At 29.3% G+C, this 13,436-nt stretch carries 15 protein-coding genes; 13 read left to right on the top strand and 2 right to left on the bottom strand.

What is annotated here, in order from left to right; all coding sequences use genetic code 11:
- Nucleotide 1: 1 nt before the first annotated feature.
- The gene (locus KGF38_RS06690; protein ID WP_054269598.1) at nt 2-802 is read right to left on the bottom strand and encodes an NAD(+)/NADH kinase; all 801 of its coding nucleotides are present in this window, start codon (nt 800-802) and stop codon (nt 2-4) included.
- A 137-nt stretch (nt 803-939) separates the two neighbouring features.
- On the opposite strand from KGF38_RS06690, the gene KGF38_RS06685 reads away from it, so the two are divergent.
- The 12 genes from KGF38_RS06685 to KGF38_RS06630 all read left to right on the top strand — a co-directional run bounded on the left by KGF38_RS06685 (nt 940) and on the right by KGF38_RS06630 (nt 12,471).
- The gene (locus tag KGF38_RS06685) at nt 940-1,800 is read left to right on the top strand and encodes an ABC transporter ATP-binding protein (protein ID WP_074179583.1); all 861 of its coding nucleotides are present in this window, start codon (nt 940-942) and stop codon (nt 1,798-1,800) included.
- A complete protein-coding gene (locus tag KGF38_RS06680; RefSeq protein WP_054269600.1) occupies nt 1,800-2,486 on the top strand; it encodes an ABC-2 transporter permease in 687 nt (228 codons plus the stop codon). The genes KGF38_RS06685 and KGF38_RS06680 overlap by 1 nt, the downstream gene beginning before the upstream one ends.
- Before the next feature lie 51 nt (nt 2,487-2,537).
- Nucleotides 2,538-3,080 (top strand): hypothetical protein, encoded by a 543-nt coding sequence (locus tag KGF38_RS06675; protein ID WP_074179584.1) that lies wholly within the window; start codon nt 2,538-2,540, stop codon nt 3,078-3,080.
- An 87-nt stretch (nt 3,081-3,167) separates the two neighbouring features.
- Complete coding sequence (locus KGF38_RS06670) at nt 3,168-3,635, top strand: YbaK/EbsC family protein (protein WP_074179585.1); 468 nt, start codon at nt 3,168-3,170, stop codon at nt 3,633-3,635.
- Between the two features lie 716 nt (nt 3,636-4,351).
- The gene (locus KGF38_RS06665; RefSeq protein WP_054269603.1) at nt 4,352-5,488 is read left to right on the top strand and encodes an acyl-CoA dehydrogenase; all 1,137 of its coding nucleotides are present in this window, start codon (nt 4,352-4,354) and stop codon (nt 5,486-5,488) included.
- Nucleotides 5,489-5,543: 55 nt separating this feature from the next.
- On the top strand, nt 5,544-6,326 hold the full coding sequence (locus KGF38_RS06660; RefSeq protein ID WP_054269604.1) for an electron transfer flavoprotein subunit beta/FixA family protein: 783 nt from the start codon (nt 5,544-5,546) through the stop codon (nt 6,324-6,326).
- A gap of 18 nt (nt 6,327-6,344) precedes the next feature.
- The gene (locus KGF38_RS06655) at nt 6,345-7,355 is read left to right on the top strand and encodes an electron transfer flavoprotein subunit alpha/FixB family protein (RefSeq protein WP_054269605.1); all 1,011 of its coding nucleotides are present in this window, start codon (nt 6,345-6,347) and stop codon (nt 7,353-7,355) included.
- Between the two features lie 18 nt (nt 7,356-7,373).
- Nucleotides 7,374-8,171, top strand: coding sequence for an enoyl-CoA hydratase-related protein (locus KGF38_RS06650; protein WP_074179586.1), 798 nt, complete (start codon nt 7,374-7,376; stop codon nt 8,169-8,171).
- 99 nt (nt 8,172-8,270) lie between these two features.
- A complete protein-coding gene (locus tag KGF38_RS06645; RefSeq protein ID WP_021383883.1) occupies nt 8,271-9,116 on the top strand; it encodes a 3-hydroxybutyryl-CoA dehydrogenase in 846 nt (281 codons plus the stop codon).
- Between the two features lie 81 nt (nt 9,117-9,197).
- Nucleotides 9,198-10,373, top strand: a complete 1,176-nt coding sequence (locus KGF38_RS06640; RefSeq protein ID WP_054276199.1) for an acetyl-CoA C-acetyltransferase — start codon at nt 9,198-9,200, stop codon at nt 10,371-10,373.
- 177 nt (nt 10,374-10,550) lie between these two features.
- On the top strand, nt 10,551-11,453 hold the full coding sequence (locus KGF38_RS06635) for an RluA family pseudouridine synthase (RefSeq protein ID WP_227832270.1): 903 nt from the start codon (nt 10,551-10,553) through the stop codon (nt 11,451-11,453).
- Between the two features lie 13 nt (nt 11,454-11,466).
- Nucleotides 11,467-12,471, top strand: a complete 1,005-nt coding sequence (locus KGF38_RS06630; RefSeq protein WP_074179587.1) for a nucleoid-associated protein — start codon at nt 11,467-11,469, stop codon at nt 12,469-12,471.
- A gap of 140 nt (nt 12,472-12,611) precedes the next feature.
- On the opposite strand, the gene acpP is transcribed toward KGF38_RS06630, so the two are convergent.
- Nucleotides 12,612-12,839 carry an acyl carrier protein gene (acpP, locus tag KGF38_RS06625; RefSeq protein WP_003418905.1) on the bottom strand — a complete coding sequence of 76 codons (228 nt, stop codon included), beginning with the start codon at nt 12,837-12,839 and terminating at the stop codon, nt 12,612-12,614.
- Nucleotides 12,840-13,010: 171 nt separating this feature from the next.
- Between acpP and KGF38_RS06620 the strand changes: the two genes are divergently transcribed.
- Entirely contained in the window at nt 13,011-13,436 is a 426-nt protein-coding gene (locus KGF38_RS06620) for a hypothetical protein (protein ID WP_054269610.1), read from the top strand.

Here is a 13,436-nt window from a genome sequence, read left to right as displayed (position 1 = left end):
TCTATAAAAATTTTTCAGATACTCTATGCCAAAACTCATAATTTGACATCCTAAGTAATTTTATTTTTGCATCAGATATACTAACTTTTATATTTTCGATTTGTCTAAATCTGTGTTCAACTCCATCAACTACAATTAATACTGAATCTTCAAATCTGTATTCTGGTGCAATTTTTATAATAGATTCATTTGAACATATTATACTTGATGTAAAACACCTATATGCGTTGGTGTTTATTGGGTGTAAAGGTGTAATCTGCATAAGTTCAAGATTTATATCAACAATACTACCTCCAGCAGAATAGTTATAGGCTGTTGAACCTGTGGAAGTAGAAATAATCATACCATCTCCACTAAAATTTTGTATGTGTCTATTATCAAGGTTTAAATTTAGGTGTATAGTCCTAGACTTGTCCCCCCTTATAACAACCTCATTTACAGCAAGCATGTTAGAGCCACTAGTAGTTGTGTATACTTCAGCATTAAGAAGTGACATTTCTTGAATAATATAATCTTTTTTTAGATAAGCTTCAATAAAGTTATCGATTTTATCTGGTAAAATATCAGGAAAAAAACCTAGATGTCCTGTATTTATACCCATTATAGGAATTTCAGGAAAATCGAAATCTCTAACTGTCCTTAAAAAAGAGCCATCACCGCCAATTGATATAATGAGCTCTGTATCTGGATAAACATCTGAATACACTTCAAAACCAGCATTGGTAAGTTTTCTAGTTAAGAGTTCTTTAGTCTCAAGGGACTTATTTAATTGGTTTGTATTTATAGTTATAATTCTTTTCATATATTCACCTCTTCATACTTTGTATTATAACATAGTTTTATAATTCTTAATTTATAAATTTATAAATGACCTAGCTTGTTGTGAATGTGTTAAAATATGTATAGGCGGGTATAAAAACATACATAAGAGGTGAAGATGTGTTTGAAGTAAAGAATATCACAAAAAAATTAGGTAAATTCAAGTTGAATGATATAAACTTGAAGCTAAATGAAGGGGATATTGTCGGCATTATAGGTCCAAATGGCTCAGGAAAGACGACTTTAATAAAAATTATAATGGGAATTATTGATGCGGATGAAGGAGAAATTAAACTTTGTGATGAGACTATTGACGATTCTCCAATAAGTTTTAAAAACAATATTGGTTTTGTATATGATTCTTTACAATTTTATCCACACTTAAAGGTTAAAGAATTTAGAAGAATAGTATCATTGTTTTATAGTGATTTTGATAGAGAAAGGTTTGATGAATATCTTAAAAAATTTGACATAGAAGAAAATATGCATATTAAGAATTTATCTAAAGGTCAATCTGAGAAACTTATGTTGTCAAATGCACTTAGTCATAATGCTAAATTATTGATTTTGGATGAGCCAACTGCTGGAATAGACCCAATTGTAAGGTCTGAAATAATGCAGTACTTAAAAGATTTCGTAAAAAATGGAAACAGCAGTGTAATAATTTCTACTCATAACACTGATAATTTAATTAAAGTTGCTGATTATCTTGTTTTCATAAACAAAGGAAATCAGATTTTTACACTTAAGAAAGATTTAATAGAACAGGAATATAAAATAATTAGAGCAAATAAAGCAGAATTAGAAGAAATTAAAGAAAATATAGTTGGGGTAAAAGAATATAAATATTATAATGAGGCACTTGTTAAAGTTGGAGACAGTTTGAAAATAAAAAGTTTGTTGGTAGAAATTGATAAGCATAAGGTCAAAAATCCTACTATAGAAGAACTAATGTATTATTATGTAAATGAGGTGAAATAATGTTTAATTTAATAAGGAAAGATTTAATAATAGGAATTAGTTCAGATGGTATACGGAATTTAAAGTACATAGTATTATTTTTTGTTTTTTATTTTTTCCTTAATTCAATTTCATATTATACAGTAAGTATTGTTGTGAGTTATCTAATGTTTATAAATACATTTGAGTGTGATTATGAAAATGATTCAAGGATTTTTATAAGAAGTATGCCAGTTAGTATAGAAGATATAGTATACTCAAAATATTTATTAGGTGTGGGTTTAATAATTTCTGTAACAATAGTTGTGTCTTTAATAAGCAAATTGACATCACTAGTATTTTTCAGAAATATGGTTTTAAATGATGTATTTTTCTCTATAAATATATTCTTAGCAATTTTAGCGATTTTACTTCCTTTAATTTTTAAATTTGGATATGGCAAAATGAAAGTTTGTAGTCTAATAATAAGTATTTTAATCTACTTTGCATATGGGGGTCTTTTAAAGACGATTAGCATGGTTGTATATCAAGTAAAGCATTTTAATTATAGTAAAATTGGAGGAGTATATCTTTCAAATTATGTAACTGATATGGTTAATACTAAATACATAAACCTGTATAGCATTACGTTTTTAACAATAATAATTTTTATAATATCGATGTATTTTTCTATTAAGATTTCAAAAAAGAATAAGTTTAATTATTAAAATTTAAATTAATATTATAGCACAATAGCACAAAATATAAGGAGACTAGAAATGAATAAGTTTATAAAGGTTTCATTTTTTATTTTTGGGATTTTTACACTATTCATAGCTATAAATAAATTAGTATATAGAGATATGGTAAGTGTCAAAGATTATGAAATAAATCATTTAGAGGAAATTGGTTTTGATTTTGATAGCAGGAGAAGTAGAGATGTTGGTACTATTGTAAGATTTAAAATAAGTAATAATAGTAGATATAGTTATAGGCTAAGAAGTGCTAAAATGAAGTTTGAAAACTGTGTAGAAAATAAAAAAGGAATGAATAAATGTTCTTCATATGTAAATATAGATTTATCTAATGAAAAAAATTCTGTAACTGAAAAAACTCTAAAATATGGAATAAAGCCAAATAATCAAGGTTATGTTGACTTTATAATTCCAAAAGGGTTAAGTTTTGATTATAGATACTTTAATCAGTCTAGCATGAGTGTCGAATATAAGGGAGAATACATTGTCGATATTCCAATGGCAGAAGGTTTATATTTAGTAGTTGGCAAAAATAATGATATATGGAACTCTACTATTATGGAATAATTTTTAAAAATTGAAAAATCAACCAATCATATATATAATTAAGAATAATATGAGGTTTATAAACATTCAGATTAGGAGGGGTATTTGATGTCAATAAGTAATGTAAGAGAGTATTTTAAAGGATTTGGAAGAGAAGAAAGTATATTGGAGTTTGAACAATCTAGTGCTACTGTAGAGCTTGCAGCTGAAGCAGCAGGTGTTATTCCAGCAAGGATAGCTAAGACACTTTCATTTAAGATAGGTGATGATGCAATATTAATTGTAACAGCTGGAGATGCTAAGATTGATAATAAGAAATATAAGGCTGAATTTAGTTGTAAAGCAAAGATGTTAACACCAGAAGAAGTGCTAGAGTTTACTGGACATGCTATTGGAGGTGTTTGCCCATTTGGTTTAAAGAATCCTTTAAAAGTTTATTTAGATGACTCAATGAAAAGATTTAATACAGTGTTTCCTGCATGTGGAAGTAGTAATTCTGCAATAGAACTTACTTGTGATGAAATGGAGAAGTTTTCTAATTGTGAAAAATGGGTAGATGTTTGTAAGAATTGGTAAAAAATATAGTAAATTATAGTAGAAGTTTGTAAAAAACTATCCCTGTATAAATCGTATACAGGGATAGTTTTTTTGATGAAATATTTATAAATCTAATGGGAAAATCTAATTTAAACTAATAATCCAAAATATAGTTAAAAAATTCTGATTTTTCTTCTAAATTAAAAAAAAATGACAAAAAAATGGAAAAAATGTAGTAAATATTGTTAAAAAAATAATTAGAAATTATTGAAAAATTATCCTTTGAGTGATACTATTATAAATGTAAGATATTTAAAAAACAAAATAATCATAGAAAAACAAGATTATTTAGCTCTATTAAAATAATTTTGATATGATAAAAAGATTTTATATGGGTTGAAAATAGTAATGAAAGTAGAAATTTATATACTTTTTACTATTTAAATACCCTAAAAGTAAATATCATAAACAAATTATTTTATCTATGACCATTGTGAGAGAAGTTTTATTTTAGCTTGAAATTTCACAAAATTCCAAAAAGCGAGATTTTTTTTAAGTATAGTTGATTTTAAATTAACAATTTATAATTAAATTAATGTCATAATTGGTTAGTATAATTGCATATAAATATAGAGCTGACTTTAATTAAGGTTATAAATTTCTCGACGTATGTTCAAATACTTTATTATAGATGCTGCCGAGATTTTAATTAATAAATGAAAATAAAATATTTATAAAATACTGAGGAGGCTATTATGGATTTAAATTCTAAAAAATATCAGATGCTTAAAGAGTTATATGCAAGCTTCGCTGAAAATGAAGTTAAACCTTTAGCAACAGAACTTGATGAAGAAGAAAGATTTCCATACGAAACAGTGGAAAAAATGGCAAAAGCAGGAATGATGGGTATACCATATCCAAAAGAGTATGGTGGAGAAGGTGGAGATACTGTAGGATACATAATGGCAGTTGAAGAATTGTCTAGAGTTTGTGGTACTACAGGAGTTATCTTATCAGCTCATACATCTCTTGGTTCTTGGCCTATATATCAATATGGTAACGAAGAACAAAAACAAAAATTCTTAAAGCCATTAGCAAGTGGGGAAAAATTAGGAGCATTTGGTCTTACTGAACCTAATGCTGGAACAGATGCGTCTGGACAACAAACAACTGCTGTTTTAGATGGAGATGAATACATACTTAATGGCTCAAAAATATTTATAACAAATGCAATAGCTGGTGATATATATGTAGTGATGGCAATGACTGATAAGTCTAAAGGGAACAGAGGAATATCAGCATTTATAGTTGAAAAAGGAACTCCTGGATTTAGCTTTGGGGTTAAAGAAAAGAAAATGGGTATAAGAGGTTCTGCTACTAGCGAATTAATATTTGAAGATTGCAGAATACCTAAAGAAAATTTACTTGGAAAAGAAGGACAAGGATTTAAGATAGCGATGTCTACTCTTGATGGTGGTAGAATTGGTATAGCAGCACAAGCTTTAGGTTTAGCACAAGGAGCTCTTGATGAAACAGTTAAATATGTAAAAGAAAGAGTACAATTTGGTAGACCACTATCAAAATTCCAAAATACACAATTCCAATTAGCTGATATGGAAGTTAAAATACAAGCGGCTAGACATCTTGTATATCAAGCAGCTATAAACAAAGATGAAGGAAAACCTTATGGAGTAGAAGCAGCGATGGCAAAACTATTTGCAGCTGAAACAGCTATGGAAGTTACTACAAAGGCTGTACAACTTCATGGTGGATATGGATACACTCGTGACTATCCAGTAGAAAGAATGATGAGAGATGCTAAGATAACTGAAATATATGAAGGAACTAGTGAAGTTCAAAGAATGGTTATTTCAGGAAAATTATTAAAATAGATAAATACAATATACACAATAGGTCGATATTAAAATAGATATGGAGGAAGGATTTATGAATATAGTCGTTTGTATAAAACAAGTTCCAGATACAACAGAAGTTAAACTAGATCCTAATACAGGTACTTTAATTAGAGATGGAGTACCAAGTATAATAAACCCTGATGATAAAGCAGGTCTAGAGGAAGCTATAAGATTAAAAGAAGAAATGGGTGCTCATGTAACTGTTATAACAATGGGACCTCCTCAAGCAGATATGGCTTTAAAAGAAGCTTTAGCAATGGGTGCAGATAGAGGAATATTATTAACAGATAGAGCATTTGCAGGTGCTGATACTTGGGCGACTTCATCAGCATTAGCAGGAGCATTAAAAAATATAGACTTTGATATTATAATAGCTGGAAGACAGGCTATAGATGGAGATACTGCACAAGTTGGTCCTCAAATAGCTGAACATTTAAAACTTCCATCAATAACATATGCTGAAGAAATAAAAACTGAAGGTGAATATGTATTAGTAAAAAGACAATTTGAAGATTGTTGTCATGACTTAAAAGTTAAAATGCCATGCCTTATAACAACTCTTAAAGATATGAACACACCAAGATACATGAAGGTTGGAAGAATATACGATGCATTTGAAAATGATGTAGTAGAAACTTGGACTGTAAAAGATATAGAAGTTGACCCTACTAATTTAGGTCTTAAAGGTTCTCCAACTAGTGTATTTAAATCATTTACAAAATCAGTTAAACCAGCTGGCACAATATACAATGAAGATGCAAAAACATCAGCTGGAATTGTAATAGATAAATTAAAAGAGAAGTTTATCATATAATTTAAGGGGGGATAAAGAATGGGTAACGTTTTAGTAGTAATAGAACAAAGAGAAAATGTAATTCAAACCGTTTCTTTAGAATTGCTAGGAAAGGCTACAGAAATAGCAAAAGATTATGATACAAAAGTTTCTGCATTACTTTTAGGAAGTAAAGTAGAAGGTTTAATAGATACATTAGCACACTATGGAGCAGATGAAGTAATTGTAGTTGATGATGAAGCTTTAGCAGTGTATACAACTGAACCATATACAAAAGCAGCTTATGAAGCAATAAAAGCAGCTGACCCAATCGTTGTACTATTTGGAGCAACTTCAATAGGTAGAGATTTAGCTCCTAGAGTATCTGCTAGAATACATACAGGACTTACTGCTGACTGTACAGGTCTTGCAGTAGCTGAGGATACAAAATTATTATTAATGACAAGACCTGCTTTTGGTGGAAATATAATGGCAACAATAGTTTGTAAAGATTTCAGACCTCAAATGTCTACAGTTAGACCAGGAGTTATGAAGAAAAATGAAATCGATGAAACTAAAGAAGCTGTAATCAATCGCTTTAAAGTAGAATTTACTGAAGCTGACAAATTAGTTCAAGTTGTAGAAGTAATAAAAGAAGCTAAAAAACAAGTTAAGATAGAAGATGCTAAGATACTAGTTTCTGCAGGACGTGGAATGGGTGGAAAAGAAAACTTAGACGTACTTTATGAATTAGCTGAAATCATAGGTGGAGAAGTTTCTGGTTCTCGTGCCACTATAGATGCAGGATGGTTAGACAAAGCAAGACAAGTTGGTCAAACTGGTAAAACTGTAAGACCAGACCTTTATATAGCATGTGGTATATCTGGAGCAATACAGCATATAGCTGGTATGGAAGATGCTGAGTTTATAGTTGCTATAAACAAAAATCCAGAAGCTCCAATATTTAAATATGCTGATGTTGGTATAGTTGGAGATGTTCATAAAGTACTTCCAGAACTTATCAGTCAATTAAGTGTTGCAAAAGAAAAAGGTGAAGTTTTAGCTAACTAATTTCTTGGGGAGGATATTATGAGTACAAGTGATGTTAAAGTTTATGAGAATGTAGCTGTTGAAGTAAATGGAAATATATGCACAGTGAAAATGAATAGACCTAAAGCCCTTAATGCAATAAATTCCAAAACTTTAGAAGAACTTTATGAAATATTTGTAGATATTAATAATGATGAAACTATTGATGTTGTAATATTGACAGGGGAAGGAAAAGCATTTGTAGCTGGAGCAGATATTGCATATATGAAAGATTTAGATGCTGTAGCTGCTAAAGATTTTAGTGGCCTAGGAGCAAAAGCTTGTGGAGAAATAGAAAATAGCAAAAAAGTAGTAATAGCTGCTGTAAATGGATTTGCTTTAGGTGGAGGATGCGAACTTGCAATGGCATGTGATATAAGAATTGCATCTGCTAAAGCTAAATTTGGTCAACCAGAAGTAACTCTTGGAATAACTCCAGGATATGGAGGAACTCAAAGACTTACAAGATTGGTTGGGATGGCAAAAGCAAAGGAACTAATCTTTACAGGTAAAGTTATAAAAGCTGATGAAGCTGAAAAAATAGGGCTAGTAAATAGAGTAGTTGAGCCAGAAGTTTTAATGGAAGAAGTTGAAAAATTAGCTAAGGTAATAGCTAAAAATGCTCAACTTGCAGTTAGATACTCTAAAGAAGCAATACAACTTGGTGCTCAAACTGATATAAATACTGGAATAGATATAGAATCTAATTTATTTGGTCTTTGTTTCTCAACTAAGGACCAAAAAGAAGGAATGTCAGCTTTTATTGAAAAAAGAGAAGCGAACTTTATAAAAGGGTAAAAAATCTAATTAAAAATATATTTGCTGTTAACTAGATTAAATAAATATTTTAATCTAGTTAGCAGAATATAAATACTAAAATAACAGGAGGTTATAACTATGAAATTAGCTGTAATAGGTAGTGGAACTATGGGAAGTGGTATTGTACAAACTTTTGCAAGTTGTGGTCATGATGTATGTTTAAAGAGTAGAACTCAAGGTGCTATAGATAAATGTTTAGGCTTGTTAGATAAAAATTTAACTAAGTTAGTTACTAAAGGAAAAATGGATGAAGCTACAAAAGCAGAAATATTAAGTCATGTTAGTTCAACTACTAACTATGAAGACTTAAAAGATATGGATTTAATAATAGAAGCATCTGTGGAAGATATGAACATAAAGAAAGATGTTTTCAAATTATTAGATGAGTTATGCAAAGAAGATACTATTTTAGCAACAAATACTTCATCTTTATCTATAACAGAAATAGCTTCTTCTACTACTAGACCAGATAAAGTTATAGGAATGCATTTCTTCAATCCAGTTCCTATGATGAAATTAGTTGAGGTTATAAGCGGTCAGTTAACATCAAAAGTTACTTTTGATACAGTATTTGAACTATCTAAGAGTATCAATAAAGTGCCAGTAGATGTATCTGAATCTCCTGGATTTGTAGTAAACAGAATACTTATACCTATGATAAATGAAGCTGTTGGTATATATGCAGATGGCGTTGCAAGTAAAGAAGAAATAGATGAAGCTATGAAATTAGGAGCAAACCATCCAATGGGACCACTAGCATTAGGTGACTTAATAGGATTAGACGTTGTTTTAGCTATAATGAACGTTCTATATACTGAATTTGGAGATACTAAGTATAGACCACATCCACTTTTAGCTAAAATGGTTAGAGCTAATCAGTTAGGAAGAAAAACTAAGATAGGATTCTATGATTACAATAAATAAGAGTTTAGAAATTTAAATAGTATTGTTTAAGAAATAATTTCGGAAATCTGATAAAAATCTAATTTAATGGGGGTAATGAATATGAGAGAAGTAGTAATTGCCAGTGCAGCTAGAACAGCAGTAGGAAGTTTTGGAGGAGCATTTAAATCAGTTTCAGCAGTAGACTTAGGAATAACAGCTGCTAAAGAAGCTATAAAAAGAGCGAATATAACTCCAGATATGATAGATGAATCACTTTTAGGAGGAGTACTTACAGCTGGTCTTGGACAAAATGTAGCAAGACAAATAGCATTAGGTGCAGGAATACCAGTAGAAAAACCAGCTATGACTATAAATATAGTTTGTGGTTCTGGATTAAGATCTGTTTCAATGGCATCTCAACTTATAGCATTAGGTGATGCTGATATAATGCTAGTTGGTGGAGCTGAAAACATGAGTATGTCTCCTTATTTAGTACCAAGTGCTAGATACGGTGCAAGAATGGGTGATGCTGCTTTTGTTGATTCAATGATAAAAGATGGATTATCAGACATATTCAATAACTATCACATGGGTATTACTGCTGAAAATATAGCAGAACAATGGAATATAACTAGAGAAGAACAAGATGAGCTAGCTCTTGCAAGCCAAAACAAAGCTGAAAAAGCTCAAGCTGAAGGAAAATTTGACGAAGAAATAGTTCCAGTTGTTATAAAAGGTAGAAAAGGCGACACTATAGTAGATAAAGATGAATATATAAAAGCTGGTACTACAATGGAGAAACTTGCTAAATTAAGACCAGCATTTAAGAAAGATGGAACAGTTACTGCTGGTAACGCATCAGGAATCAATGACGGTGCTGCTATGTTAGTAGTAATGGCTAAGGAAAAAGCTGAAGAATTAGGAATAGAACCTCTTGCTACTATAGTTTCTTATGGAACAGCTGGTGTTGACCCTAAGATAATGGGATATGGACCAGTTCCAGCAACTAAAAAAGCTTTAGAAGCTGCTAATATGACTATAGAAGATATAGATTTAGTTGAAGCTAATGAAGCATTTGCTGCTCAATCTATAGCTGTAGTAAAAGACTTAAATATAGACATGGCTAAAGTTAATGTTAATGGTGGAGCAATAGCTATAGGGCATCCAATAGGTTGTTCAGGAGCAAGAATACTTACTACACTTCTATATGAAATGAAGAGAAGAGATGCTAAAACTGGTTTAGCTACACTTTGTATAGGTGGTGGAATGGGAACTACACTAATAGTTAAAAGATAGTTCTAAATTATAATTTTTAAAAATTAAATATTTAAACATGAATGTAACCTGTAAGAGTAACTATTCGTTATTCTTACAGGTTTTTATAGTTAAAAATAATTATTATCTATTAAACAAAAATAGTGTAAAATATATAATATCATGATTTTGAAGATATAAAAGAAAGTAGGTAAAGGATTGTTTAAAAAAGAAAATCAAAGATATAATATAATATCATATACAAATGAAGAAGAAATGACTTTAAAAGAAGTTTTATTGGACAAACTGAATTTCTCAGTTAGGTCATTATCAAAAATGAAGAGAGAAAAGAGTGTTCTAGTAAATGGAGTATATAAAAAACCAAGCATAAAAGTATATTGTGGTGATTTGATAGAGGTAAAAATAGAAGAAGAAAAAGCAAAATTTGAACCTCAAGATTTAAATTTGCAAATAATATATGATGACTTTGATATAATCATGGTAAATAAACCTCCATTTATGGTAGTTCATCCAACCAAAAGCCACTATGATAAAACAATAGCAAATGGTGTCAGTTACTATATAGATAATCAAAAGGAAAATGTAAAAATACGATTTGTAAATAGGTTAGATATGAATACATCAGGACTTGTCATAGTAGCTAAAAATGCTTATGCACATCACACTTTGTCTATAGCAATGAGTGAAAATAAGGTTAAAAAAACTTATATAACAGTAGTTGATGGAATTATAGAAGAAGATGAAGGAACTATAAATGAACCGATTTATAGACAAACAGAGGACTTCATAAAGAGAATAATAGATGAAAGAGGACAGGTATCTATTACTCATTATAAGGTGATAGAGAGATTAAAAAATGCAACTGTACTAGAAGTAAGTTTAGAAACTGGTAGAACACATCAAATAAGGGTTCATATGGCTCATATAGGGCATGGAATAATAGGTGATGAGTTATATGGTTGTGTAGATGAAAATCTTATAGATAGGCAAGCACTTCATGCTTATGAGTTGGAGTTTGAGCAACCAAGAACAAAAGAAAAATTGAAATTTAAAGCAGATATACCAAAGGATATGAAAGAGTTAATATCGAAATTAAGATAATGGGGTGATATATATGATAATACATAAATTTATAATACATGTTTTGGATAAAAATAGTGATGTTCCAATATTAAATGATTTTGAAGGCAAGGTTAATCAAGAAGTGGATGGATTTTTTCAAAAAGCTATAAAGAGAATTGCGAAAGATGAGGATTTAAGAAAAGGTATTTTTAAAGATTATAATGATAATTTAATTAAGAATTGTTGTGAGCAAATAATATATGATGAAAGTTCTTTTTTAAAAAACTCTAAAGAAATTGCATCTTACTTGTTTGATGTTATGAAAATCAATGCTGCATTAGAATCTTGTGATTTGGCAATTTGTTTATATACTATTAAAGATGAAAAGAGTGTAGCTATATTAAAATTAGATTATAAAAAATTGTATACTCATTCAATTGAATTTGTAGATGATAAATTCAATATTCAAATGGTTTCAAATGAAATTGGTATTCCAGAGACTCTAAGACAAAAACAAGGAGCTTTAATTAGTTTAAGTGGAATGAATGATGAGTTTCATCTAAGACTTTTAGATAAAGATGCAGAAAAGGAAGGGTCAGAATCAAAGTTTGTTACAGAATTTTTAAATGCTAAAAAAATTGATGACGATAAGTATAAAACAAAAGTGTTTAAAAACACAGCTGAAAATTGGATAACGAATGCCCTTAGTAATGATATAAAACAAGCAGAGGATGTAAGAAGTATATTAAACTATACATTGAAGGAAAAACATGAGGTTGATATAAATGACTTTGTTGATAATTCAATTAAAGATGATGAGCTAAAGGATAGCTTCAAAGAACATATGGAAGAAAAAGGTCTTGATGAAGGTTTTAGTATAGATAAGAAATGGGTTGAGAAAAAGCTTAAAAAAAGAAGTATAAAAACAGATAATGGGTTTGATATAAAAGGAAATTTAACTGATTTTGAAGACCCAATGAAATATACTGTAAAACAAAATCAAGATGGAACCATAGATATAGTAATAAAGAATGTAACATTTTATGAAGAAAAGTAACTTTAATTTGAGTAATTTATATATGAAAATTGAATATTTTCTATAATTGTAAATAAACGTAATATAGTCTGTGTAAACTTCGATATAAATTATTATATAGAAGTTTACACAGACTATTTATATTTGTAGACAAAACAATATTATTTGTTTTCTTCGATATATTTACATATATCACCGATACATTTAAAATTCTCAGCTTCTTCGTCTGGTATTTCTATTCCAAATTCGTCTTCAAGGGCCATTATAATTTCAACAGCATCTAGTGAATCAGCTTCTAAGTCATCCATTAAAGACGCTTCCATAGTTATCTCATCTAAATTGTCTACCCCTAATTGTTCTGCTATTATTTCTTTTATTTTTTCAAACATTTTAAGCCTCCTAAAGCAGTTTTAATTAATTTTAATGTTAGTTTAATATAATATCGAGAATTTTTCAATATGGAATCCATAAAAAATAATAAAATTTTATAAAGGTAGTAATAAAGTATTATTTGATGAATAAACTTTATTGATAACAAATATAACTTAGGAGGAAATGCTATGAAATATGTAGGACTATTACTAGCATCAGTAGGAATGTTTTTACTTATAGCAGTAAATTTTTATTATAATTCAATAACTTTAGATATGCAACGTATAGAGGATTATGTAATGGAAACCAATTTAATCCTTGAAGATGTAGCTGAAAAAGAAAGCTATGTATCTAATGAAAAAGAAGATTACATATCAAGATTAATGCATGTGAAGAAAGGGATAGAAAGTTCAAAAACATCCTTCTTGATAGAAAGATATAAAGAGTACAAAGTAAAATCAATAGAAAGTTTAATTTATACTATATCAGAAGAAAAAAAAGACTATCTAGATGAAGTTGATAGATACAATAAACTGGGCGAAAAAGAAATAAATAAACTAATCAATAAAAACTTTTTAGAAGTAACTTATCTGTCTATTACTACATATATTTAA

This window comes from Clostridioides sp. ZZV14-6387 (genome assembly GCF_020657835.1).
GTDB classification, from domain to species: domain Bacteria; phylum Bacillota; class Clostridia; order Peptostreptococcales; family Peptostreptococcaceae; genus Clostridioides; species Clostridioides difficile_A.
Note: the sequence above shows the minus strand (reverse complement) of the source record. Positions and strands in the feature narration are given on the sequence as shown.